The organism is Mesorhizobium sp. f-mel (genome assembly GCF_053850215.1).
The window spans coordinates 97,927-122,144 of the sequence record NZ_JBSPTO010000008.1; the positions used below are offsets into that span (position 1 = coordinate 97,927).

Genomic DNA, 24,218 nt, shown 5'->3' on the forward strand with positions numbered 1-24,218 from the left:
AACCGGCAGCGCACTGGACCGGCGGGGCGCTACTGTCCCTCGCCGGTCAGCGCGTTGATGCGTGCGCGCAGCTGTCCGACCTCTTCCTCGAGAGCTTGCACGCGTGCTTCGAGATCCGAGGCCGGCGAAGGTGATTGCAGGGGCGGTGCAGCCACCACCGGCGTCTGCACCGGCCCGCTCAAGAGATGCACATAGCGGTCCTCACGCTGGCCGGGTCCACGATCGATCTGCTGAACGAGCGGCGGCTTGCGGCCGATCAACAGGTCGAGATTGCTGCGAAGCTCGTCGATGGAGGGCAACCGCGCCATGCGCTCGCTCCGCGCCAGCAATTCATAGGCGGTCTGCGGACCGCGCAGCAACAGCAGCCCAAGCAGCGCAATCTGCGCTGAGGTCAGCGAAAAGCGCTGCGCGACGACATGCTCGTAGCGCTCGACGCGCGAAGCAAAGACCTGCCTGACCAAGCCCTTGTGCTCAAGCTGGCCAAGCGCTCGTCTTACCTCAACAAGCTCGACCGACATCACCGGCTCGCGCGCCGTCTTCTGGTTGGCGGCGGCAAGTGCCGCATTGAGCGTCAGCGGGTAAATATCGGGCGTCAGTTCCTTCTTTTCGATCAGGCAACCGAGCACGCGCGCTTCGACGGGAGAAAGGATGGGCAGTTCGGTGTCGGTCATAGGTCGGCTATCCTTTTTAGCTGGATCGCGACATGCGCCGCCGAAGCTACACCCTTCTCTCCACCATCATCTTCTTGATCTCGGCGATCGCCTTGGCCGGATTGAGCCCCTTGGGACAGGTCTGGGCGCAGTTCATGATGGTGTGGCAGCGATAGAGCCGGAACGGGTCTTCGAGGTTGTCGAGCCGTTCGCCCGTGGCCTCGTCCCGGGAATCGATCAGCCAGCGATAGGCCTGAAGCAGCGTCGCCGGGCCAAGATAGCGGTCGCCGTTCCACCAATAGCTCGGACAAGAGGTCGAGCAGCAGGCGCATAATATGCATTCATAAAGCCCGTCGAGCTTTTCGCGGTCCTCATGGCTCTGCAGCCATTCCTTGGCCGGCTCGGGCGACACCGTCTTCAGCCATGGCTCGATCGAGGCGTGCTGGGCGTAGAAATTGGTGAGATCGGGCACCAGATCCTTGACCACCGGCATATGCGGCAGCGGATAGACCTTGATCGCGCCGGAAATGTCGTCGCAGCCCTTGGTGCAGGCGAGCGTGTTCGAGCCGTCGATATTCATGGCGCAGGAGCCGCAGATGCCCTCGCGGCAGGAGCGGCGCAGCGTCAGCGTCGGGTCGATCTTGTTCTTGATGTAGAGCAGCGCGTCAAGCACCATCGGCCCGCAATCGTCCATGTCGACGAAATAGGTATCCATGCGCGGGTTCTCGTCATCGTCCGGCGACCAGCGGTAGATGCGGTACTCGCGCAGATTGGTCGCGCCCTCCGGTTTCGGCCAGGTTTTCCCGGCCTTGATCTTCGAGTTTTTCGGAAGCGTGAGTTCGACCATTACCTCAGGTCCTTTCGGATGACGAGCTTCAGCCCGGACCAGATATCGTTCACGGCTGCGACCTTCACGTCGACAAGATCGAGCTTCAGCGCCTCGGCGCGGATAACGTCCTCGGTGACGTCGGTCGGCACTTTCGACGCCTTCTTCGGCCAGGAGACCCAGACCATGCCGTCGCGCTTGACGGCCATCTCGACATCGCTCAGGCGATCCTCGATCTCGGCGCGCTGCCGGGTGAAGGCATGGACGGCATCATATTTGTGGCGAATACCCGAGATCGCAGACCATTCGGCCAGCCGGTCGAGCTGGGCAAAATTGACGGCATCGGCGAGATCATCCAGTTCCGCCGGCAGCGCGATGAAGGCCGCCGTCATCCCGTCCTTGAAGCCAAGCTTAGCCGGCAGGGGCGTGCCGGAATATCCCGCTGTCGTCGACGCCACCCTATTTCTCCGCGTGAACATAGAGGGAATTTACGAATCCCGTGCAACTGCCGTATACGCGCACTTCCACGGCTTTCCCTATAATTTGCTTTCTCGCGGCACGGGCTGGCAAATTCCGGTCTCCTACCACGCACCTAACTGGCCCATTGCCTTTCTCGAACCAAAACCTGTTTGACGACTGCGCGCTGGAGGCGTCCTTCCAAACCGGAATATCGTCCACTGCCTTTGAGTGCTTGTAGACGTCACTATAGATATAGACGGTATCGGCCGACGTCGCGCACCCGCTGACGGCAATGGAGAGTATCAAGATCGCCAGCAGTCTCATCGTCAATACACCCTCGCCTTGGGCGCGATCTTGGCCGGGTTGATGCCGCCGTCCGCTTCCTTGAGCAGCGGCTCGGTGTGTACCGGCCGATAGCTGAGCGACACCTCGCCGTCTTCGCTGAGCCGGGCCAGCGTATGCTTGCGCCAGGCCAGATCATCACGAGCCGAAAAATCTTCCCGCGCATGCGCGCCGCGGCTCTCCTTGCGCGCCTCGGCGCCGTAGACGGTGGTGATGGCGTTGGCCATCAGATTTTCCAGCTCAAGCGTCTCGACCAGGTCGGAGTTCCAGATCATCGAGCGGTCGAACACTTTTACGTCCTTGAGCTCGGCCCAGATCTGCGAAATGCGCTTGCAGCCGCTTTCCAGCGATTCCTGCGTGCGGAACACCGCCGCATCGTCCTGCATTGCCTTCTGCATCTTTTCACGCAAAACCGCCGTCGGCGTCGACCCGTCGGCGTGACGCAGCCGGTCGAAGCGGTCCATGATCTTCTCGACCGAGGCTTCGTTGGGCGACGGGATCGCGGCGTTGCGGTCGATCACCTGGCCTGCCCGGATCGCCGCAGCGCGGCCGAACACCACCAGATCGATCAGCGAGTTGGAGCCCAGCCGGTTGGCGCCATGCACCGAGGCGCAGCCAGCCTCGCCGACCGCCATCAGCCCTGGCGACACCTGGTCCGGGTTCAAGGCGGTGGGGTTGAGCACCTCGCCCCAGTAATTGGTCGGCACGCCGCCCATATTGTAGTGGACCGTCGGCAGCACCGGGATCGGCTCCTTGGTCAGGTCGACGCCGGCAAAGATTTTTGCCGATTCCGAAATCCCCGGAAGTCTCTCGTGCAAAACGGCCGGATCGAGGTGGTCGAGGTGGAGAAAAATATGGTCCTTGTTCTTGCCGACGCCGCGTCCCTCGCGAATCTCCAGTGTCATGCAGCGCGAGACCACGTCGCGCGAGGCAAGGTCCTTGGCCGACGGCGCGTAGCGCTCCATGAAGCGCTCGCCTTCGGAGTTGACGAGATAGCCGCCCTCGCCGCGCGCGCCCTCGGTGATCAGGCAGCCGGCGCCGTAGATGCCGGTCGGGTGGAACTGCACGAACTCCATGTCCTGCAGCGGCAGCCCGGCCCGCGCTGCCATGCCGCCGCCGTCGCCGGTGCAGGTGTGCGCCGAGGTCGCCGAGAAATAGGCGCGGCCATAACCGCCTGTCGCCAGCACCACCATTTTTGCCGAGAAGCGGTGGATGGTGCCGTCGTCGAGGTTCCAGGCTACGACGCCGGTGCAGGTGCCGTCCGGCTCCATGATCAGGTCGAGCGCGAAATACTCGATGAAGAACTGGGCGTTGTTCTTCAGCGACTGGCCGTAGAGCGTATGCAGGATGGCGTGGCCGGTGCGGTCGGCCGCCGCACAGGTGCGCTGCACCGGCGGGCCGTCGCCGAAATTCATCATGTGGCCGCCGAACGGCCGCTGGTAGATCTTGCCTTCTTCGGTGCGCGAGAACGGCACGCCGTAATGCTCAAGCTCGTAGACGGCGGCAGGTGCTTCGCGCACCAGATATTCCATGGCGTCGACATCGCCGAGCCAGTCCGACCCCTTGACGGTGTCGTACATGTGCCACTGCCAGGAATCGGGGCCCATATTGGACAGCGAGGCGGCGATGCCGCCTTGAGCGGCGACCGTATGCGACCGCGTCGGGAAAACCTTGGTGATGCAGGCGGTGCGCAGTCCCTGTTCGGCCATGCCGAGCGTGGCGCGCAGGCCGGCGCCGCCGGCGCCGACGACCACCACGTCGAACTTGTGGTCGACGTAGCTATAGGCGGACGCCGTGTTGGCGTTTTTCGCGTCCTTGGCCAAAATTTTCAGCCTCCAAATGCCAGTTTGAGCAGGGCGAAGATCGAGGCGACGCCGACCACCACGGGAAAGAATGTGTTGAGTGCGAGCAGCGCCAGCCTCATGCCCTCGCCATGCACATAGTCCTCGATGATCGCCTGCATGCCGAGGCGCATATGGTAGAGCCCGGACAAGAGCACCAGGGCCAGGACCAGCGCAACGAACGGGTTGGCAAGTGCGGCGCGCACTTCCGCATAGCCGGCGCCGTTCAACGCGATCAGGAAGCCGACGAAGAACAGGATCAGCGGGATGTTGGCGATCGCCGTCAGGCGCTGGCGCCAGAAATGCTCCGTGCCCTCGCGGGCGGAGCCGAGGCCGCGGACCTTCGCCAGCGGCGTGCGCATGTCGGTGTTGCGGTGGCTCACGATCAGGCTCCCCGTGCCACGTAGCCGGCGATCCAGATCAGCAGCGTCAGCACGATCGAGCCGGCCAGCGTCGCCCAGGCGATCCTGGAGGCCGTGTCCTTTTCAAGACCGGCCCCGGTATCCCAGATCAGATGGCGCACGCCGCCCAGCATGTGGTGCATCAGCGCCCAGGTATAGAAGAACAGCACCAGCCGTCCCAGCCACGAGCCGAAGGCCCAGTTGACGGCATCGAAGGTGGATTGCGAGCTCGCCGCCGCCATCAGCCACAGCGCGACCAGCAGCGTGCCGAAATAAAGCGCCCCACCGGTGATGCGATGGATGATCGACATCGTCATCGTGATCGGCGGTCTATAGACGGTCAGATGCGGCGAAAGCGGCCGTTCACGTCTGGCAAATTCGCGGGTGGCTGGTGATTTGCTCATGGCTCCCCCAGTTCGGCGTCTCTGGAGCCCCAGGGGAAATGCGGCGTTACCGCTTCCGGTTGCGACTTCGGACAGCCGGTTTCTAATGCGCTTTTTGCACCGCGTCAAAGCCGGAAAATCGTTTCGAAAACGTAATTTAGTCTGACAAAAGGGCGGTGTTTCGCTTCAATCGATTAGGGCGCGAGCCAAAGCCGGCGCAATGTTCGCTGCAGTGCGGCATATCTGCCCGACCAAGCAGTCCAGGGTGTGTTGAGATTCAGGTCAGGCCGCGCCGAAAATGGTGGATGCCGAGAACCGGAGCGGAGCGTACATTTCGGTACGTGAGCCCGCGCATGATCCCGAAATCGAATTCGTTTCGGAAGGGTCATGCGCAAAATCAAAGTTCTACAGCGTCCTTTGCGCGCCTAAGAGGCAGCGCTGTAGGGAAGCGCAGGGATCCACCATTTGCAGGCCGGCATCACCTGAATATCGACACACCCGGTCAGCGGGTGCAGGTCAGCGGCGTCTTCCCGCCCTTCATCACCAGCGCGTCGCGTCCGTCGATCACGATTGCGTCATGCGCCGCGCCGAAGCGGCTGCTTTGATTGGCGGGCGAGGCCGGCAGGTCCTCGCTGGCGCCGTCCGGGCCAAGCACGCGCACCGATGTGCCGAGGTTTTCGATGGTGATCCTTGTGCCATCAGCGCAACTGTAGGTGGCGGTGCGCGGCTGTGGTGAATCGGTCGCGGTGGCCGGCGCATTGGTCTGCGAGACGCAGGCAACGGTGATCAGCAATGGAACATGGACAAGCGTCACCCGAAACGTCCGGCTTAACGCCATATGCTGCTGCCTCCCTACGCGTCAATCCAGCCGCGATGCGTGGCCAAGATCACCCGCGCCGGCCGCGATGGTGCGGGCAAGCATGGCCGAAAGATGGCCGCAGCCTTCCAAGGCGCCGGATATTAACCATGTTTGCCGAGATCTGGCTGCCAGCAGGCCTGGCCTCTTAACAAAGGTTAATAAAAGGTTAATTTATGATTCGAGGAAGACTCGCCTCTGACAAATGGGGGACGCCATGCATTCGAATTCAGGCAGATCGCGCCTTACGGCGCTCATCCTGGTGGCGGTGGCCATCGGCCTCGCAGCACCGGCACTCGCCGGGACGCGCGACCGCGTCTACGCCGATTCCTTTGGCAATCTCGTCATCGAAAGCGCCGCCGGCTACAAGCGCATCCTCGTTGGCGAGGGCAGCCTGGCCAAGGAACTGTCGGACTACACCGGCGCCGGCCAGCCCAAAATCTATGAAAACGACGCGGATGACGTCAGCAGCCGCGACTGCTACAGGCCGCCGGTTTTTGTGAAGGGCCGCAGTTATATGTACGGGCTTTCCGACGGCGAGATGCCCGAACTCAGCCCCTGCCGCTGATCTTCGGCCCGGCGTTGGCAACAGCCGTCTGCCGGGCGGCGATTGATCCTATCGAGATGCGCACGCAATCGCGTCCGCTGCCCTTCGCCTGATAGAGCGCTTCGTCGGCGCGCCGCAGCAGGTCGGAAAACCCTTCGGCCGGGTGAAGCTCGGCAACGCCGAAGCTGGCGGTGCAACGATGGTCCGCCGGCAGACAGTCGATCGGCAAGGCCCCGAAAGCGCTGCGCGTCCCTTCGGCGAAGAGCCGCGCGGCGGCGAGGTTGGTTCCCGGTAGGATGATGGCGAATTCCTCACCACCGATGCGACCGGCGACGTGATGATCGGCGGCCGCATCACGCAGGAAGCCGGCAAAGGCTTCGATGACCCGGTCGCCGGACGCGTGGCCGAAACTGTCGTTGATGCTCTTGAAATGATCGAGGTCGGCGATGACCAGGGCGACCGGAATACCCTTGCGCACGGCGTCACGCATCGCCAGCTCGGCATGACGTTCGAAGCCGCCGCGGTTGAGCAACCTCGATAGCGTGTCCGTCTCCGACTTCGACGTCGCCTCGGCGAGCACGTCGCGGACCAGGATGACCAGAATGAGAAGCGCGATTGTCAGGCCGAACACCGTGCCGAGCGATTGCGACACCAGAGCGTAGTTGCTCTGCAGATAGGCCTGCGGATTGACACCCCAGCCGCCCATTGCATGGGCGATGAACGGCTTGCTCACGAATTGCAGGGCGCTGGCCGTCAGAACGGCCATCAACGCATGATCGAGCCAGTCGCGTCTTTGCCTGGACGACCAGACGATGCCGACGCCGACGAACTGCATGGCCGCATAGGGAAGCTGGTAGGCCATCATGCGGGCAAACGACTGGCGCGGCAGGTCCTGCACAAAATACACGGCCACGGTGGCCGCAAACAGGAAGACGAGCATCGGCGCCCAGCGCGGCGCCACGCCGTATTTATGGGCAAGCCCGCCATTGAAGGCGATGGTGGCGCCCAGGAAAACGGCGAAACCCGCGACGACTGCCGGTCGCGCATTTTCGAAGATCGGAATGCTGAACTCGATGGCGAAATAGGCCATCCCGAGCAGATAACCGAAGACCAGCCAGCGCGCCGGCGCGCGCGCCACATCGTTGAACGAGATGGTCATAAAGGCAGCCGCCAACAGGCCGGCGACGAGCAAGTTGATTGCAAGGATGAACTCTGCGCCGCCGCCCATGTGGTTTTTCGCACTCCCTGCGCCAGCAAATCATGAACGGGCGAAAAAGACGTTAACGTCGGCCTAGAGCGGGATGATCAGCGGCTTTGAGCGGTTCCACAACGAGCACCTTTTCCGACCGTTCATGGGATAGCTGCACGCTGTCGCGGCCGTTCCTCTTGGCTTTGTAAAGCGCCTCGTCGGCGCGGCGCATCAGCAGCTCCAGCCCTTCCTCGTCGGTGCGGGCCGCCACGCCGAAGCTCGCCGTCACTCTTGTACCGTGCGGAAGCCCGTCGATGCTGCCCGCCGAATAGAGCGTGCGAATTGCTTCGGCAAACAGCCTTGCCGCGCCAAGGTCGCTCAGCGGCAAAAGCACGGCGAACTCCTCGCCACCGATGCGGCCGGCGACGCCGCTGGTGCCGGCAGCCGATAGAAGCTTGGCGGCGAAGTCGGCGATCACGCGATCGCCCGCGGCATGCCCGTGCAGATCGTTGAGCGCCTTGAAATGATCGAGGTCGGCGAGCACCAGCGCGACCGGCAGTTTGGCGGTGAAGCAGTGCTGCAGGAGCAGCGTGGCGCGCTCCTCGAAACCGCGGCGGTTGAGCAGGCCCGACAGCGGGTCGGTGTACGCCTCGGCCTTCAGCGCTTTCATCACGTCGAGTGCAGCCGCGCAAAACAGGCAAAGCGCGATGAGCAAAGACAGCAGCGCATGCGACAGCAGCGCCGTTGTCCAGTAGGACGAGGCATAGAACCCGTCATAGCTTTGGTAAGGTCCATGCGCGATGACGATTACGAGGGTGCGCACGAAGAAGTTCAACCCGGAAAGCAGCGACAGCACGAACAGGATCATTTCCGTCGGGCCCTTGTCGCGCACTACGCGCAGTTCGGCGGCGACAACCAGACTGAGGCCGCCGAAAGCGAAATTCATCACCAGGATTCGCCAGGTGAGATCCGGCTGGAAGAACATGAACCAGCAAAAAGCGGCCAGGCCGCCGCTCGCCAGGACGCCGATCGCGACAAAGGGCACGCGCCGTCCATAACGCGTCACGATCGCGCCAGCGAGACCACAGGCGGCGATGGTGAAGCAGAGGTTGGAGAGTAGCTTGGTCGGCGCCATGCCGATGGGCAGCGTGAAATACTGCAACAGGAAACCGGCCGCCGAAAGCCAGTAGCTGGCGGCGAGCACGGCCAGATAGGGACGGTGACGCTGATAGAACCACAGCACGAGAAACACCGTGCCGAGCGCAAGCGCGATCGTCGGGTTGAGCAACCCTATCAGCAGACCGGTGTCCAAGGGACCGTGACCCCCACGCTTCCGTCAGGCAAGACGTTAGAGCGGAAGCCCGAACAAGCGGTTAAGCAAAGTCGAATATGCGCAAGGTCGCCGATGAAGCTGCTGTACGGAACTTGAAACCGCGGCCGGCGTTTTCCGGCAGCAGCCAAGAGGAGACGCTTTCATGGCCGATACGATCATGCTGACCGACCACGACGCAATTCGTTCATGGGCCGCGGCGCGCGCTGGATTTCCGGCAATCGTCGACGTGTCGCCCGAAGCAGGGACCCAAGCCCTGCTGAGGCTGGTCTTCGGCCAGCACGCCTATCAGGACCAGGATCAGGCCGAACGCCCGACCAACGCGGGCGGCTACGAACTGGTTGAATGGGACGAGTGGTTCAAGCTGTTCGACGAACGCCAACTGGCGTTGGTGGTCGCCGCAGAGCAACCCGGCCGGCGTGAGCAATTCCATGAACTCGTCAGGCGCCCGGCGTGAAAAGAGCCCGAACCGTATCGCGGTTCGGGCTCTGGTATGCACTCATATGCGGACAGTTGCAGCCTGAGTTATTTCCACTCGCGGATGTCGACGAAATGGCCGGCGATCGCCGCTGCCGCCGCCATGGCCGGCGACACCAGATGGGTGCGGCCCTTGAAGCCCTGACGGCCCTCGAAATTGCGGTTCGAGGTCGAGGCGCAGCGCTCATGCGGCTTTAGCCGATCGTCATTCATGGCAAGGCACATCGAGCAGCCCGGCTCACGCCAGTCGAAGCCGGCGGCGACAAAGATCTTGTCGAGACCCTCGGCCTCCGCCTGCTCCTTGACCAGACCGGAGCCCGGCACGATCATCGCATTGACCCGCGGATTGACCGTCTTGCCCTCGATCACCTTGGCGGCGGCGCGTAGATCCTCGATGCGGCCGTTGGTGCAGGAGCCGATGAAGACGCGGTCGAGCGCGATATCGGTGATCCTGGTGCCCGGCGTCAGGCCCATATAGTCGAGCGCGCGCTGCTTGGAGGTGCGCTTGTTCTCATCAGTGATATCGTCGGGGTTCGGCACGATGCCCTGGACCGAGACGACATCCTCCGGCGAGGAGCCCCAGGACACGATCGGCGGCAATTTCGCCGCGTCGAGCACGACCACCTTGTCGAAATGCGCGCGTTCGTCGGACTGCAGCGTCTTCCAGTAGGCGAGCGCGGCATCCCACGCCTCGCCCTTCGGCGCGCGCGGCTTGTCCTTGACATAGGCAAAGGTCGTCTCGTCAGGCGCGATCAGACCGGCCCGGGCGCCGCCCTCGATCGACATATTGCAGATGGTCATGCGGCCTTCCATGGACAGCGCGCGGATCGCCTCGCCGGCATATTCGATGACATAGCCGGTGCCGCCGGCAGTGCCGATCTCGCCGATGATCGCCAATATGATGTCCTTGGCGGTGACGCCCTCCGGCAATACGCCGTCGACGCGCACCAGCATGTTCTTGGCCTTGCGCTGGATCAGCGTCTGCGTGGCCAGCACATGCTCGACTTCCGAGGTGCCGATGCCGTGCGCCAATGCGCCGAAAGCGCCATGCGTCGAGGTGTGGCTGTCGCCGCAGACGATGGTCATGCCGGGCAGCGTGAAGCCCTGCTCGGGACCGATGATATGGACGATGCCCTGGCGGATATCCTTCTCGGAATAATATTCGACGCCAAAATCCTTGGCGTTCTTGGCCAGCGCCTCGACCTGGATGCGGCTTTCCTCATTCTTGATGCCGAACTTGCGCTCCGGCGAAGTCGACACATTGTGATCGACCACGGCCAGCGTCTTTTCCGGATGCCGGACCTTTCTGCCGGTCATGCGCAGGCCTTCGAAGGCTTGCGGGCTGGTCACTTCATGGACGAGATGACGGTCGATGTAGAGCAGGCAGGTGCCGTCGTCCTGGCGATCGACGACATGGTCGTCGAATATCTTGTCGTAGAGGGTGCGAGGTGCGCTCATGTGCGTAAATCCGTCGATATGAAAATGGGAAAGGACAAGCGCCGGCTAGCCGGCGAACACGGCCTAGCGAAGTCGGCTGGTCAGAGCGCCGGAAACGCGCGCCGAGAATCGCGACGGCAGGCGTTTTCTGTCCTGCAGCACGAAGCCCTTGTAGGCCGGATCGCCAAAAAGCTGTTCCATGGCGTGGCTCATACCAATGTTTTGGGTTTTCGGCAATCGCGGCTGCCCTCGCAGAACCCAGGTCCTGCAAACCGGTGCTCAAACCACCTCGAACACGAAGGTCTTCACCAGCGCCTCGGGCTCGGCATTCGCATAGCAGCGGAACCACGGGCTTTCCTCGATCGGCCGCCATTTTTCGTTGTGCTCCAGTTCGGCAAAGACATCACGAAAACCGCCGCTCTCGAACACCTGGTCGCGAACGGTGAAGATGGCGTGGCCACCCTTTTTCGTGATGCGCACCAGTTCATACAGGCCGGACGCCGGCGCGTGGCTGATGGTGAACACGCCGGTCGAGAAGAAGGCGCGGAAATAGCCGTCCGGCCAAGGCAGCGGACCGCCAAGCATCGCCTGCTTCAGCTCGCTGTAGGCCTGGCGGCTGCCGGCGATTTTCAGCATGTCCTCCGACAGGTCGAGCCCGGCGATGTCCCGATAGCCGAGCGCCTTGAGCGACGGTCCCGACAGACCGGTGCCGCAGCCGGCGTCGAGCAGCGGCCCCTCGCCTGATGGCACATGGCGCGCCACCCAGGCGGCGATCAGGAACGGCAGGAGATAGCCGAGCGAGGCGGTTTCGCTGTCATAGGTCGCAGCCCATGCGGCATAGGCCTCCGCCAGCGCTTTCGGCGTATCTGCCGTATAGACGGAGTCCAGTGCCGCGTTGGCTTTGTCGATGTTCATGGATCAATTCCTCTGCAACCCGACAGGTCAATCGTAGCGCCGACTTCGCCCGCCGGCTATTGCTCATGCTGGCGGCGCAGCCGCTTCTCCAACCCCCGCAACGCGAGCGACAGGCCGACCGTCAGGATAAGATAGATATAGGCGACGATCGAATAGGTTTCGAAAAAGCGGAACGAGCCGGCGGCGTAGATCTTGCCCATCTGGGTGATGTCGGCGACGCCGAGCACCGAGACCAGCGAGGAATCCTTGACCATGGCGACGAAATCATTGCCGAGCGGCGGCAGGATGGTGCGGATCGCCTGCGGAAAGACGATCAGCCGGAAACGCTGCGTGCGGGTCAGCCCCAGCGCCTTCGCGGCCTCGATCTGGCCCTTCTCGACTGCCTGGATGCCGGCGCGGAAGACCTCCGAGATGAACGCGGAGTAGCCGATGGTCAGCGCCATGATGGCGCGCCACAGCAACGACACGTCGCGCACCAGCAGTTCTCCGAAGAGACCCGCATTTTGCAATGGCGCGGTCACTGCGTTCCACGCCGCTACGAAGGCTGGCGCCCCGGCGAAGGCGATCCAGAACAACAGCACCAGCATCGGCACGCCGCGGATGATCTCGACATAGAAGCGAGCGATCTGGCGCAGCGAGCGCGATCCCGACAGCCCCATCAGCGCAATGCCGAGCCCGATTGCCGAGGCCAGCGCGAAGGCGACCATCGTGACGAAGACGGTGATGCCGATGCCCTTGGCGACGGTCGCGAAAACCTGGGCATAGAGGTCGCTTGCGGCGATGAAGATAGCGGCTGTCACGGCGAGCGCCGCAGCCACGGCAAGCCACCACGGGAAGTCGGTTTTGGACGTGGACGATGCGGGCGTTGCCATTTAACCGATAGCGGCAAAGCATGCTTTGCCGAAGCTAAGCGCCAAGCCATCCCCCTCTGGCCTGCCCTCTTCGCTAACACTTGGCATCTCCCCCTCAAGGGGGGAGATCGGCAGCTTTGACCTCGCCGCCCATTCTGCAAGATTGGAAATTGGCGAAAGCCGGTGCGACATCCAATCTCCCCCCTTGAGGGGGAGATGTCCGGCAGGACAGAGGGGGGTGTACGAGCGCAGAGCCAGCGCGAGTTCCGGCGCACTATCGTCACGCAACGCGCGCGACAAAAGTTTTACTGTCCCATCTTGTAATCAAGAAACCATTTCTTGTTTAGCGCGTCGAGCGTGCCGTCAGCCTTCAGTGCGGCGATCGCTGCATTGACCGGCTTCACCAGATCCGAGCCCTTGGGGAAGATGAAGCCGAAATCCTCGGTGCCGAGCGGTCCGCCGATCAGCTTCAGCCCGCCGTTGGACGCCTCGACATAGCCCTTGCCGGCAGTGCCATCGGTCAGCACGACATCGACGTCGCCGGACTTCAGCGCCTGCACCGTCGCGCCGAATGTTTCGAACAGTTTGATGCGCGGGTTCTGCTCATTGCCGTCGAGCACGCTATAGACGGCGGTGTAGAACGGCGTCGTGCCGGCCTGTGCGCCGATCAGCCCATCCTTGAAGGCGCCGAACGTCTTGGCGTCGGTAAAGCGCTTCTCATCGCCACGCACCAGCATAAACTGTTCCGAGCGCATGTAGGGGTCGGAGAAATCGACCTTCTGCTTGCGGTCGTCCTTGATGGTGATGCCGGTCATCCCGATGTTGTACTGATTGTCGGAAACCGCCTGGATCATCGCATCCCAAGAGGTATTCTGGTATTCGACCTGGAAATTCAGCCGCTTGGCAATCTCGTTCATTGCGTCATATTCCCAGCCGATCTGCTTGCCGGTCTTGGCATCGATGAACTGCAGTGGCGGATAGGCGTTTTCCGTCACAACCACCACCTTCTTGCCGCCGAGATCGGGCAGCGCCTGCGCCAGGGCGGCGACGGGCGCAAGAATCAAAGCCAACAGGCCGGCTAACAGCAGTTTCGATTTGGTCATGGTACACCCCGAGAATTTGAACGGCCTCGAGATTGTCGAGGCTTGCAGGAAATCCGGCGCCGACTTTAGCTTTCCGCAGGCACCTTGCAAGCCGGTCCGATGCGCCGTTCGACCCGAAAATGGATTCCGATGCTTTCAACGCCGGGATTACGAAACGATCCGTTTCGATTGCGCACTGATGCGGCCCGGCAAGATCGAATCCATCCCGCGAAACAAAAAGGCGGCCGAAGCCGCCTTTCCGAAACATCGGTTTTAAAGACGCCTTATTCGGCGACGGCCGTTTCCGCAGCCTTGGCGGCCTCGTCGGCGGCCTTCTTCTCGGCGGCGTCCTGCGCCGCCTTCTCGGCGGCCAGCGCCTGGGCGGCGGCCACCTTCTCGGCTTCGATCCGGGCCTTCTCGGCGTTCAGCGCATCGCGCTCCTCATCGTTCAGCTTGCGGGCGCGCACGCCGGTGTTTTCCGAAATGCGGGCCGACTTGCCGCGACGATCGCGCAGGTAATAGAGCTTGGCGCGGCGCACCTTGCCGCGGCGCACGATCTCGACGCCTTCGACCATCGGCGAAAACACCGGGAACACGCGCTCCACGCCTTCGCCGTAGGAAATCTTGCGAACGGTGAAATTCTCCTGGAAACCGGCGCCGGCGCGGGCGATGACAACGCCCTCATAAGCCTGGACGCGGGTGCGGGTGCCTTCGGTGACGCGGACCTGGACACGCACGGTATCGCCGGGCTGGAATTCGGGAAGCTTGCGCTTGGCTTCGATCTTGGCGGCCTGTTCGGCCTCGAGCTGACGGAGGATATCCATCTCTACAAATCCACTTCTTGTTCTTCCGACAGTCAGAGCGTCCGACACTCGCCTTGCAGTTCCATCGACCGCTCGGCTATGCCCTTTGTCGCGAGACATCGGGCAGGGGCGACTACACCGTCATTGTTGACGGGTCCGGCAGATTGTTCTTCCGGTTCGGCGCGCACATACAGCTATTTCGACGCTTTGTCACGCCTTCGCCGTGTCTTTTTTGGTCGTCGGCCGACATTGCAATCTTTCAGCGCAAGGGGTTGCATCGAAGTCCCAAGCTTTCTAAGCCGGGTAAAACGTGACTTTCCTCCGGCGGCAACACCCTCCATGCCAGTTCTCGATGCGGCTCTGCTCTTTTTCGCGGGCTTTCTCTCAGGTGCCGTCAACGCCATAGCCGGCGGCGGGACGTTTATAACCTTCGGCGCCATGTCGCTGGTCGGCTTGCCGCCGATCGTCGCCAACGCCACCTCGTCGCTGACACAGTTTCCCGGCTACATCACCTCGACACTCGCTTACTGGTCCGACATCAAGCATTTCTGGCGCACAGCGTTGCTGCTCGGCGTCATATCGGCCTTCGGCGCGCTGGCCGGCGCGCTCATCCTTCTGGCGCTCGACAATCCGTCGTTTCGCGTCCTGGTGCCCTGGCTGCTGCTGGCGGCAACCGCGCTGTTCGCCGCCGGGCCGTGGCTGAAGCCGGCGCCCAAGCCGGGGCATGAGGCCGCGGTGGGTTCGCTGGTCGGTTCCCTGGCGCAATTCGCCACCGCCGTCTATGGCGGCTTCTTCGGCGCCGGCATGGGCGTCATGATGCTGGCGACGCTCGGCCTCACCCAGGCCGGCGACTATCACCGACTGAACGCGCTGAAGAACATGCTGGCAGTGGTCATCGCGGCGGTAGCCATCCTGGTTTTCATCTCCGGCGATGTCATCGCCTGGCGGCAGGCGATCATCATGATACCGGGCGGCGCGCTGGGCGGCTATGCCGGCGTCTGGATCGCCAGGCGCGTGCCGCAAATTGCCGTGCGCGGCTTCGTCGCCGGGGTCGGCGTGTTCCTGGCCTTTTACTATTTCACCAAGGGGTGAGCGGAAACTGCCCGAATTCGAACCGTCATCAATGTCAGGGTTCCGGTAGACGATGGTAGATATCGAGATCGAGCTTGATGCCGCGCTCACCCAAGCTAAGCAGCGTCTGCGGGGTCAATGTCAGGCCTTGGCCTAGATCTTCCTCATCCAGCCAGACGCCGCAGAACATTCTAACCTTGAAACGGCTAACGAGATCGGCCCATATGGCGAGGTCCGACGTGAGCCTTTTCAAAATATCCGCGATCTGACGATCGAGTTGATCGCCTGCTTCGTATTCCGAATTCAGCCTCCAGGACCCGGTCCGCGCAATCCGAGGTGGCTGATTTGGGGGATAGGCATGAAGATCCCCTTTCTTGATTGCATAGGTTGGTTTTCCGCCTAGCAATCTGGTGAACTCAACCGGATCCAGATCGTCGCCAAAGAACGAGAGGCCGGCGGAGCTTTGGGCAATCTCAGCCATCGGTGGTTCCGTCGCTTTCCAACAAGTCCGGCCGCCGCTCCCGCGTCAGCTTCTCGGACTCCGCCCGCCGCCACGCCGCGATCTTCTTGTGATTGCCGGAGATCAGCACTTCGGGGATTTGCCGGCCCTCGAATTCCTGCGGCCGCGTGTAGTGCGGATGTTCGAGCAGGCCGTTTTCAAAGCTCTCTTCATCGCCCGACACCGCATTGCCCATCACGCCGGGCAACAGCCGCACGACAGCGTCGAGCAGCACAAGGGCCGCCGGCTCGCCGCCGGAGAGAATGAAGTCGCCGACCGAGACCTCTTCCAGCCCACGCGCGTCAATCACCCGCTGGTCAACGCCTTCGAAGCGTCCGCAGACGATGACGATACCCGGCCCGGCGGCCAGTTCACGCACGCGGGCCTGCGTCAGCGGTTTGCCACGTGGGCTCATCAGCAGGCGCGGGCGCGGATCATCCTCCGGCGAGGCGTGGTCGATGGCGCTGGCCAGCACATCGGCGCGCATCACCATGCCGGCGCCGCCGCCGGCCGGCGTGTCGTCGACGGTGCGATGGCGGTCGCTGGCGAAATCGCGGATCTGGATTGCTTCCAGCGACCATGTGCCTGATACCAGCGCCCGGCCGGCCAGCGACAGGCCGAGTGCGCCGGGAAACATCTCGGGATAGAGCGTCAGCACCGAGGCGGAAAAACTCACCGGTTTCCCCCGGCGTCCTTAGGCCCGCGCGGCCTGCCCTTCGGGTCGAAACCGTCGCGGCCGGGTTCATCGCCGTCTTCGTCATCGATCAAGCCCGCCGCCGCCGGATCGATGCGGACGAAGCCCTCTTTGATCGACACGTCAGGAACGGCGGCCTGGGTGAACGGGATCAGCACGCCTTTGCGCCCCGCCAACGTCACGTCGAGAATGTCGCCGCCGCCGAAATTATGCACGGCGACGACCTTGCCGATGTCAGCACCGGTATCGTCCCGGACCGCCAGCCCGACGAGATCGGCATGATAGAATTCGTCCTCTTCGCCATCGTCAGGCAGCATCGAGCGGTCGACGAACAATTCCGTGCCGGCAAGCGCCTCGGCGGCGTTGCGGTCGCTGATGCCCTTGAAACGCACCACCACGACGTTGCTGGCCGGCCTGATGTCGACGATCTGGAAGGCGCGGCCGTCCTTGGCATAGAGCGGCCCGTAGTCGGCCAGCGCCAGCGGATCGCCGGTGAAGGTCTTCACGCGCAATTCGCCCTTGATGCCGTGGGCCGCACCGATCACGGCCATCTGGACGGGGTTTTGCGGTTTGGTCATCGGAAAAATCCTTTGCCTTGCTCTAGCTCCACCCTCTTGTCATTTCAATGACGCGGCTCTTCACGGCTTCCTAACCCGGCTGCCGGAAGATGGCCCAGAATGGAAGAACGGCATATCGGAAGAGCGCAATGCAGGAATTCCTCATCCCGGCCAAACCAGACCTTCAGGCGGCCCGCGAAAGCTGGCTGAAGATGCTGGCGCGCGAGCGCCGGATGTCGCCGGAAACCGTGGAGGCCTATGAGCGCGATACGCGCCAGTTCCTGCACTTCCTGACCGGCCATTGCGGCGGTTCGCCCGGCATTTCGGATATCGCCGATCTGCGCCCGGCCGATCTGCGCGGCTTTCTCGCCGCCCGCCGCGCCGGAGGCGCCGGCGCCCGCACGCTCGGACGCGGGCTGGCCGGCATCCGCTCGCTGCTGCGCTTTCTGGAGCGGCGCGGCCTCGTCAATGCGGCGGGTGCTGCGGCACTGCGCGCGCCACGGCAGCCGAAGTCGCTGCCCAAGCCGCTGACGGCAAGCGATGCGAAACACGTCGTTTCGCTGGAGGGCCAGCTGGCGGAGGAACCGTGGATCGCTGCCCGCAACGGCGCCGTGCTGACGCTGCTCTACGGCTCGGGCCTGCGCATTTCCGAGGCGCTCGGCCTGTCCGGCGCCGATCTGTCGTCGCCTGATGAAACGGTGCTGCGCGTCACCGGCAAGGGCGGCAAGACGCGGCTGGTGCCGGTGCTGCCGGTGGCGCTGCGGGCGATCGCCGAATACCGCCGGCTTTGCCCATATCATCTCGACCCGAAGGGCCTGCTGTTTCGCGGCGCCCGCGGCGGCCCGCTCAACCCGGCCATCGTCCAGCGCGACATGGCCAAGTTGCGCTCGGCGCTCAATCTGCCCGACACCGCCACGCCGCACGCCTTGCGCCATTCCTTCGCCACACATCTGCTTGGACGCGGCGGCGACCTGCGCACCATCCAGGAACTTTTAGGCCACGCCAGCTTGTCGACGACACAGATCTACACCGGCGTCGACACCGCGAGGCTGCTCGAAATCTATGAAGCGGCCCATCCGCGGGCGTAACCGACGCATGATTTCGCAAAGCTGCAGCCAAGATATGAGCCGTGGAGCCATGTCCAAGACAATTTTGCTGCGCCGGTTAACCGTTTCGCCGTTCTTTGTCTCTAAAAAGCGGACCATGAAACGCGTCATTGCCATCGCCGACCGCACGGCCCTTGCCTCGTTGAGGCTGCTCGTGGCGCTCAACGTCCTGTTTTTTCTCTCGTTCCTCATCATCGCGCTGCTCGCCGCCGGCAAGGCGCGCGCCGAAACCCCGGCCTGCGCCGGCGCCGACATGCTGTCGGCCTTGCAGAAGGACGACCCGGCCACCTACCGCAAGATCGAGACCGAAGCGGCCGCGACACCGAACGGCAAGGGCCTGTTGTGGAAACTGGAAAAGGCGGGCGAAAGACCGTCCTTCCTGTTCGGCACCATGCATATGTCCGACCCGCGCGTGACCACTCTGCCGCCCGCGGCGCAAAAGGCCTTTGACGCCGCCGACACTATCGTCATCGAGACCACGGAGGTGCTCGATCAGCAGAAGATGATGGCGGCGTTCCTGAAAGAGCCGGAACTGATGATGTTCACCGACAGCACCACGCTGTCCTCGCTGCTGTCGCCGGACGATGCGGCGGCGGTGAACAAGGCGCTCGACTCGCGCGGCATCCCGCCGGCGAGTGTCGCCAAGATGAAACCGTGGATGCTGTCGACCATGATCGCGCTCCCGGCCTGTGAACTGGCCCGCCAGGCCGGCGGCACGCCGGTGCTCGACATCAAGCTTGCGCAGGACGCCAAAGCCTCAGGCAAAGCCGTCGATGGGTTGGAGACCATCGCCGACCAGCTTCGCGCCATGGCCTCCCTGCCGCTCGCTTTTCACATGAAGGGCCTCGTCGACACACTGAAGCTCGGCAACAGGGTGAACGACGTCAACGAAACCATGATCGTGCTTTACCAGCGCGGCGACATCGGCATGCTCTGGCCGCTATTTCGTGCCGTCCTTCCCGGCGACAAAGAGGATTCGGCGGGCTATGCCGCCTTCGAGGAAACCATGATCACCAGCCGCAACAAGGTGATGATCGACCATGCCGGGCCGATCCTCGCCGAGGGCAACGCCTTCATGGCGGTCGGCGCCCTGCACCTTCCGGGCGCGGAAGGTCTGGTCGAGGATTTCCGCAAGGCCGGCTACACCGTCACTGCCGTCGATTGAGTTGCACGGTTGAGTTGCGAATCCAGCAAGAGGTGATTCGGAGCGATGCCTTTCCCGAATCACGGAAAGCTTGTCTCAGTACAGGAAGGTCGAAAGGTTTATTTTGGCTCGATTGCTGCGAATTTTGCGAGTAAAGTGCGTGCGGACAAACGATTCCCGGCGAAGATTGCCCTGTTTTCGGCGGTTTCGATCCCTAGCGTGAAACCTGTTCGGCGATTGCGCGTTGATGTGTGTTGATTGATACCTTTCATCCCACGGAGGACACTTTTATGGCGAATCCAAACGACCCGTACACCACTCCGACACCCCCTCCCAGGTCGGGTGGCGGCAGCACCGGCTGGCTGATTGCCCTGGTTGTCGTTATTCTGGCTATTGTCGCTTACTATGTTTTTGGAAGAAGCGACGAAGCGCCAGCGCCTACTGAACCGCCGGCCGCCACGACGCCGGCCCCGGCGCCTGCTGAACCGACGCCTGCTCCGGCAGAGCCTGCGCCAGCTCCGGCACCCGCAGAGCCAGCTCCAGCGCCTGCACCGGCACCTGCTCCGGCGCCTGCAGAGCCAGCGCCTGCTCCGGCGCCCGCACCAGCCCCGCAGTGATCGGCTGCTGACTCCAGATACGAACGGCCCGCTGAAAAGCGGGCCGTTTTGCTTTGAGCCGTCAGATGGCTGCCGGAGGTGGGGAAGGCCTACATGTGGATCGGCTTGAAGAAGGTCGCCAGTGCCGCTTCCTTCACCGCTTCCGACATCGTCGGATGGGCGTGGCAGGTGCGGGCAAGATCTTCCGACGAGCCGCCGAACTCCATCAGCACCGCCGCCTCGTGGATCATCTCGCCGGCGCCGAAACCGACGATGTGGACGCCGAGCACGCGGTCGCTCTGCTTGTCAGCCAGGATCTTCACGAAGCCGTCGGTATGCAGCATGGCGCGCGCCCGCCCATTGGCGCTGAACGGAAATTTTCCAGCCTTATAGTCGATGCCGGCCTTCTTCAGCTCTTCCTCGGTCTTTCCCACTGAGGCGATTTCCGGACTGGTGTAGACGACGTTCGGGATCACCTCATAGTTCACATGGCCGGCCTGCCCGGCAATGATCTCGGCCACCGCCACCCCCTCGTCCTCGGCCTTGTGCGCGAGCATCGGCCCGGCGATGACGTCGCCGATGGCGTAGATGCCGGGTACATTGGTCTTGAGATGGCCGTCCGTCTTGACCCGGCCACGCTCGTCGACCTCGACACCGGCTTCCTTCAGCCCGAGACTGTCCGAATAAGGCCGGCGTCCCGTCGCGATTAGCACCGCATCGGCCTCGATGATCTCGGCCGCACCGCCCTTGATCGGCTCGAACGTCACGGTGGCACCCTTCTTGGCCTTGGCGACACCGGTGACCTTGGCGCCGAGCTTGAACTCGACGCCTTGCTTGGACAGCATGCGCTGGAACTGTTTGGCAACCTCGCCGTCCATGCCGCCCAGAATGGTGTCGAGGAACTCGACGACGGTCACCTTGGCGCCGAGCCGCGCCCATACCGAGCCGAGCTCCAGCCCGATGACGCCGCCGCCGACCACCACCAGATGGCCCGGCACCTTGGCCAGCGACAACGCGCCGGTCGAGGACATGATGACCTTCTCGTCGATGTCGACCTTGACGCCCGGAATGCCGGCGACGTCGGAGCCGGTGGCGATGACGATGTTCTTGGTCTCGATCTCCTCGACCTTGCCGTCCTCGCCGATCACCGACACCTTGCCGGCGGACAAGACCTTGCCGGTGCCGCGAAAGCTGTCGATCTTGTTCTTCTTGAACAGGAAGGCAACGCCGTTGACGTTGGACGACACGGTCGCATCCTTGTGCGCCATCATCTTCCCTAGATTGAGCTTTGGCGCACCGATCTCGACGCCGAGCGCGTCGAAGGAATGACCGGCCTCGGCAAAGATTTCGGAAGCATGCAGCAGCGCTTTGGACGGGATGCAGCCGATATTGAGGCAGGTGCCGCCGAAGGTCGGGTTCTTCTCGACCACCGCCGTCTTCAGGCCGAGCTGTGCCGCCTTGATGGCGCAGACATAACCGCCCGGTCCCGATCCGATGATAACGACGTCATAAGCCATGATACTGTCCTTCTGGTCTGGCACTCAGCGGCCGCCGCTCACATTCAGGATCGCGCCCGTCGTATAGGACGCGTCGTCCGACAAAAGATAAAGAACCGCATGCGCGACTTCATCTGAAGTGCCCGCCCGTTTCATCGGCAGCATGTCCTTCATCCGCTCGACGCGGTCGGGCTGGCCGCCCGAGGCATGGATATCGGTGCCGATGATGCCAGGACGCACCGCATTGACGCGCACGCCCTCGGTTGCCACCTCGCGGGCCAACCCAAGGGTGAAGGTGTCGATCGCGCCCTTGGACGCCGCGTAGTCGACATATTCGCCCGGCGAGCCATGGGCTGAGGCGGCGGACGAAATGTTGACGATCGCGCCGCCCCTGCCGCCATGGCTGCTCGACATGCGCTTCACGGCCTCGCGGGCGCACAGCATCGGGCCGATGACGTTGATGCGCATCATGCGCTCCAGCCGCGCAACGCTCATCTCGTCGACGCGTGCCTTGACGTCGACCACGCCGGCATTGTTGACAAGGGCGTCGAGCCGGCCGTAGGCGCGGTCCACTGCCTCGAACATGGCCACGACATCGGCCTCAACGCCGACATCGCCCTTGACCGCCAAAGCCTCGCCGCCTGCCGCCGCTATTTCAGCGACCAGAGCGTCGGCGGCGCTTTGGTTCGTCGCGTAGTTGACCGCCACGCGGTAGCCGGCCTTGGCTGCCAGCCGGCAGATGGCGGCGCCGATGCCGCGGCCGCCGCCGGTGACCAGCAGGACTTTTTTCGTCGCGCTCATTCCTGGCAGCCTTTCAGAGAAAAAACGTCCCACGGCACTTTCGAAAAGCCATTGGCGCCATAGGCGGACGACATCTGCAGCGACGGCCCGAGGTCGGGAAAGATCAGGGCCTTCGGCGCGTCCACGCCTTCGGCCGGCAGCAGAGCGATGTTGCCCTTCTCGTCAGCACTGTAGACGACCCCCTCCCACACCGTGCAGGCGGCGAGCTCGTCGCCGGTGACGTCGCCTGTCGGGCATTTGTACATCAGCGAACCATGCGGCCGCGCCACGCCTTCCGTCCACATGACGATACCGTCGAGTACGACGCTGTTGTCGAGCACCATCTTAAAGGTGTTGGTGACGACAGCCGATCCCCCGGTCGGCCTGAAATCGATCTCGGCCGCGCTTTCGGCATCGCCATAGACGGCGAGCTCGAGCGGACAGGCGGCAAAGGCTGCCGATCCCGTCTGCGCAACACCGGCCGTGCACAACGTAAAAAACAATCCGGAGCGCAAACGAGAGGAGCTCATTCGGTGGCGCAGATCCATTCTCCCGCTCACCTCGACCTACCTTAGAGGTCGAGCACCAGCCGCTCCGGATCCTCCAGGCTTTCCTTAACCCGGACCAGGAAGGTCACCGCTTCCTTGCCGTCGACGATGCGGTGATCGTAGGAGAGCGCCAGATACATCATCGGCCGAATCACGATCTGGCCGCCGACCACCACCGGCCGCTCCTGGATCTTGTGCATGCCCAGAATGCCCGACTGCGGCGCGTTGAGGATCGGCGTCGACATCAGCGAGCCGTAGACGCCGCCGTTAGAAATCGTAAACGTGCCTCCTTGCATATCCGCCACGGAAAGCTTGCCGTCACGCGCGGCGACGCCCAGCCTGCCGATATCCTTCTCGATCTCGGCGATCGACATCTGGTCGGCGTCGCGCACGACCGGCACGACGAGGCCCTTTTCGGTGCCGACGGCGACGCCGATATGGGCGTAGTTCTTGAAGATGATGTCGGTGCCATCGATCTCAGCATTGACGGAAGGGATCTCCTTCAGCGCATGGGTGACGGCCTTGGTGAAGAAGCCCATGAAGCCCAGCTTCACGCCGTGCTTCTTCTCGAACACATCCTTGTATTTGGTCCTGAGCGCCATCACCGCGCTCATGTCCACCTCGTTGAAAGTGGTCAGCATGGCTGCGGTCGACTGCGCTTCCTTGAGGCGGCGCGCGATGGTCTGCCGCAGCTTGGTCATGCGCACGCGCTCTTCGCGCGACGCGTCGTCGGCCGAGGACGGCGCGCGGGCAGCAACCGGTGCAGGGGCCTTCGGCGTCTCGGCCGGTTGCGACGGCGCGCCCCTGGCGATCGCGTCGAGCACGTCGCCCTTTAGCACCTGGCCGCGCTTGCCGGAGCCCGAGACCTGGTCGACCGCGAGATTGCTCTCGGCCAGCAGCTTCGCCGCCGCCGGCGCCGGCGGCATCGCGCGCGCCTCGATCGGCCCGGCATCGCCGGCGATCTTGGCGGTCTCGGCCGCGGCTTGCTCGACTGTGGATGCGGCGGTCGGAGCCGAGGCCTGCGATACCGCGTCCTGCTTCGTTTCAGGAGTTGACGCCTTCGCGGGTGCTGCCGCTTTTGCCCCGTCGCCCGCCGAGATCATGCCGAGCAAAGCGCCGACCTCGACCGTCTCGCCTTCCTTGACGGCGATTTCGCTGAGCGTTCCTGCGGCCGCGGCCGGCACTTCCACCGTTACCTTGTCGGTTTCGAGCTCGACCAGCGGCTCGTCGGTGGCGATCGCGTCGCCCACCTTCTTGAACCATTTGCCGATGGTCGCCTCGGTGACGGATTCGCCAAGAGTGGGGACGCGGATTTCGGTAGCCATTGTGCCTGTCCGT

General features: G+C 63.3%; 26 protein-coding genes. 5 read left to right on the plus strand and 21 right to left on the minus strand.

Annotation, left to right across the window (positions count from 1 at the left end):
* Window positions 1-29 precede the first annotated feature (29 nt).
* From ACWUKX_RS13130 to ACWUKX_RS13160, 7 genes are all read right to left on the minus strand, one after another.
* Window positions 30-671 carry a YceH family protein gene (locus ACWUKX_RS13130; RefSeq protein ID WP_456007169.1) on the minus strand — a complete coding sequence of 214 codons (642 nt, stop codon included), beginning with the start codon at window positions 669-671 and terminating at the stop codon, window positions 30-32.
* Window positions 672-717: 46 nt separating this feature from the next.
* A complete protein-coding gene (locus ACWUKX_RS13135; RefSeq protein ID WP_065007241.1) occupies window positions 718-1,497 on the minus strand; it encodes a succinate dehydrogenase iron-sulfur subunit in 780 nt (259 codons plus the stop codon).
* The gene (locus ACWUKX_RS13140; RefSeq protein WP_456007171.1) at window positions 1,497-1,955 is read right to left on the minus strand and encodes a DUF3052 domain-containing protein; all 459 of its coding nucleotides are present in this window, start codon (window positions 1,953-1,955) and stop codon (window positions 1,497-1,499) included. Before ACWUKX_RS13140 ends, ACWUKX_RS13135 begins: the two co-directional genes overlap by 1 nt.
* A 306-nt stretch (window positions 1,956-2,261) precedes the next feature.
* Window positions 2,262-4,100: a succinate dehydrogenase flavoprotein subunit gene (gene sdhA, locus ACWUKX_RS13145; protein WP_456007173.1), complete on the minus strand. Its 1,839-nt coding sequence runs from the start codon at window positions 4,098-4,100 to the stop codon at window positions 2,262-2,264.
* A gap of 5 nt (window positions 4,101-4,105) precedes the next feature.
* A complete protein-coding gene (gene sdhD / locus ACWUKX_RS13150) occupies window positions 4,106-4,480 on the minus strand; it encodes a succinate dehydrogenase, hydrophobic membrane anchor protein (RefSeq protein ID WP_210335001.1) in 375 nt (124 codons plus the stop codon).
* 23 nt (window positions 4,481-4,503) lie between these two features.
* Window positions 4,504-4,923 (minus strand): succinate dehydrogenase, cytochrome b556 subunit, encoded by a 420-nt coding sequence (gene sdhC / locus ACWUKX_RS13155; RefSeq protein ID WP_456007175.1) that lies wholly within the window; start codon window positions 4,921-4,923, stop codon window positions 4,504-4,506.
* A gap of 481 nt (window positions 4,924-5,404) precedes the next feature.
* A complete protein-coding gene (locus ACWUKX_RS13160) occupies window positions 5,405-5,740 on the minus strand; it encodes a hypothetical protein (RefSeq protein ID WP_456007178.1) in 336 nt (111 codons plus the stop codon).
* 235 nt (window positions 5,741-5,975) lie between these two features.
* Between ACWUKX_RS13160 and ACWUKX_RS13165 the strand changes: the two genes are divergently transcribed.
* On the plus strand, window positions 5,976-6,326 hold the full coding sequence (locus ACWUKX_RS13165) for a hypothetical protein (protein WP_127208335.1): 351 nt from the start codon (window positions 5,976-5,978) through the stop codon (window positions 6,324-6,326).
* Here ACWUKX_RS13165 and ACWUKX_RS13170 read toward each other — a convergent pair.
* Both ACWUKX_RS13170 and ACWUKX_RS13175 read right to left on the minus strand, forming a co-directional pair.
* On the minus strand, window positions 6,310-7,533 hold the full coding sequence (locus ACWUKX_RS13170) for a diguanylate cyclase (protein ID WP_455840789.1): 1,224 nt from the start codon (window positions 7,531-7,533) through the stop codon (window positions 6,310-6,312). The genes ACWUKX_RS13165 and ACWUKX_RS13170 overlap by 17 nt on opposite strands.
* 52 nt (window positions 7,534-7,585) lie before the next feature.
* A complete protein-coding gene (locus tag ACWUKX_RS13175) occupies window positions 7,586-8,806 on the minus strand; it encodes a diguanylate cyclase (RefSeq protein WP_456007180.1) in 1,221 nt (406 codons plus the stop codon).
* Between the two features lie 163 nt (window positions 8,807-8,969).
* Between ACWUKX_RS13175 and ACWUKX_RS13180 the strand changes: the two genes are divergently transcribed.
* On the plus strand, window positions 8,970-9,281 hold the full coding sequence (locus ACWUKX_RS13180; RefSeq protein WP_029349343.1) for a hypothetical protein: 312 nt from the start codon (window positions 8,970-8,972) through the stop codon (window positions 9,279-9,281).
* Between the two features lie 68 nt (window positions 9,282-9,349).
* On the opposite strand, the gene leuC is transcribed toward ACWUKX_RS13180, so the two are convergent.
* The 5 genes from leuC to rplS all read right to left on the minus strand — a co-directional run bounded on the left by leuC (window position 9,350) and on the right by rplS (window position 14,410).
* Window positions 9,350-10,759, minus strand: a complete 1,410-nt coding sequence (gene leuC, locus ACWUKX_RS13185) for a 3-isopropylmalate dehydratase large subunit (protein ID WP_456007182.1) — start codon at window positions 10,757-10,759, stop codon at window positions 9,350-9,352.
* A 258-nt stretch (window positions 10,760-11,017) separates the two neighbouring features.
* Window positions 11,018-11,653, minus strand: a complete 636-nt coding sequence (locus ACWUKX_RS13190) for a class I SAM-dependent DNA methyltransferase (RefSeq protein ID WP_456007184.1) — start codon at window positions 11,651-11,653, stop codon at window positions 11,018-11,020.
* 56 nt (window positions 11,654-11,709) lie between these two features.
* On the minus strand, window positions 11,710-12,525 hold the full coding sequence (locus ACWUKX_RS13195) for an amino acid ABC transporter permease (RefSeq protein WP_456007186.1): 816 nt from the start codon (window positions 12,523-12,525) through the stop codon (window positions 11,710-11,712).
* A gap of 284 nt (window positions 12,526-12,809) precedes the next feature.
* On the minus strand, window positions 12,810-13,607 hold the full coding sequence (locus ACWUKX_RS13200; RefSeq protein ID WP_455848969.1) for a transporter substrate-binding domain-containing protein: 798 nt from the start codon (window positions 13,605-13,607) through the stop codon (window positions 12,810-12,812).
* 263 nt (window positions 13,608-13,870) lie between these two features.
* Window positions 13,871-14,410, minus strand: coding sequence for a 50S ribosomal protein L19 (gene rplS / locus ACWUKX_RS13205; protein ID WP_456007188.1), 540 nt, complete (start codon window positions 14,408-14,410; stop codon window positions 13,871-13,873).
* Window positions 14,411-14,728: 318 nt separating this feature from the next.
* Between rplS and ACWUKX_RS13210 the strand changes: the two genes are divergently transcribed.
* Window positions 14,729-15,481 (plus strand): sulfite exporter TauE/SafE family protein, encoded by a 753-nt coding sequence (locus tag ACWUKX_RS13210; protein WP_456007190.1) that lies wholly within the window; start codon window positions 14,729-14,731, stop codon window positions 15,479-15,481.
* A gap of 34 nt (window positions 15,482-15,515) precedes the next feature.
* On the opposite strand, the gene ACWUKX_RS13215 is transcribed toward ACWUKX_RS13210, so the two are convergent.
* Genes ACWUKX_RS13215 through rimM form a run of 3 tightly spaced genes read right to left on the minus strand, consistent with a single transcriptional unit; the run spans window position 15,516 to window position 17,231 of the window.
* Window positions 15,516-15,941, minus strand: coding sequence for a DUF4279 domain-containing protein (locus ACWUKX_RS13215; RefSeq protein ID WP_456007192.1), 426 nt, complete (start codon window positions 15,939-15,941; stop codon window positions 15,516-15,518).
* Window positions 15,934-16,635: a tRNA (guanosine(37)-N1)-methyltransferase TrmD gene (gene trmD / locus ACWUKX_RS13220; RefSeq protein WP_456007194.1), complete on the minus strand. Its 702-nt coding sequence runs from the start codon at window positions 16,633-16,635 to the stop codon at window positions 15,934-15,936. Before trmD ends, ACWUKX_RS13215 begins: the two co-directional genes overlap by 8 nt.
* A complete protein-coding gene (gene rimM / locus ACWUKX_RS13225; protein WP_456007196.1) occupies window positions 16,632-17,231 on the minus strand; it encodes a ribosome maturation factor RimM in 600 nt (199 codons plus the stop codon). Before rimM ends, trmD begins: the two co-directional genes overlap by 4 nt.
* 128 nt (window positions 17,232-17,359) lie before the next feature.
* Between rimM and ACWUKX_RS13230 the strand changes: the two genes are divergently transcribed.
* Window positions 17,360-18,298, plus strand: coding sequence for a tyrosine recombinase XerC (locus ACWUKX_RS13230; RefSeq protein WP_456007198.1), 939 nt, complete (start codon window positions 17,360-17,362; stop codon window positions 18,296-18,298).
* 115 nt (window positions 18,299-18,413) lie between these two features.
* A complete protein-coding gene (locus tag ACWUKX_RS13235) occupies window positions 18,414-19,481 on the plus strand; it encodes a TraB/GumN family protein (protein WP_456007200.1) in 1,068 nt (355 codons plus the stop codon).
* A 685-nt stretch (window positions 19,482-20,166) separates the two neighbouring features.
* Here the strand turns inward: ACWUKX_RS13235 and lpdA are convergent.
* The 4 genes from lpdA to odhB are packed head-to-tail and all read right to left on the minus strand — an operon-like array spanning window position 20,167 to window position 24,205.
* The gene (lpdA, locus tag ACWUKX_RS13240) at window positions 20,167-21,573 is read right to left on the minus strand and encodes a dihydrolipoyl dehydrogenase (RefSeq protein WP_456007202.1); all 1,407 of its coding nucleotides are present in this window, start codon (window positions 21,571-21,573) and stop codon (window positions 20,167-20,169) included.
* A gap of 24 nt (window positions 21,574-21,597) precedes the next feature.
* Complete coding sequence (locus ACWUKX_RS13245) at window positions 21,598-22,353, minus strand: SDR family oxidoreductase (protein WP_456007204.1); 756 nt, start codon at window positions 22,351-22,353, stop codon at window positions 21,598-21,600.
* Window positions 22,350-22,862 (minus strand): hypothetical protein, encoded by a 513-nt coding sequence (locus ACWUKX_RS13250; RefSeq protein ID WP_456007206.1) that lies wholly within the window; start codon window positions 22,860-22,862, stop codon window positions 22,350-22,352. The genes ACWUKX_RS13245 and ACWUKX_RS13250 overlap by 4 nt, the downstream gene beginning before the upstream one ends.
* Before the next feature lie 41 nt (window positions 22,863-22,903).
* A complete protein-coding gene (gene odhB / locus ACWUKX_RS13255; RefSeq protein ID WP_029349373.1) occupies window positions 22,904-24,205 on the minus strand; it encodes a 2-oxoglutarate dehydrogenase complex dihydrolipoyllysine-residue succinyltransferase in 1,302 nt (433 codons plus the stop codon).
* Window positions 24,206-24,218: the final 13 nt, after the last annotated feature.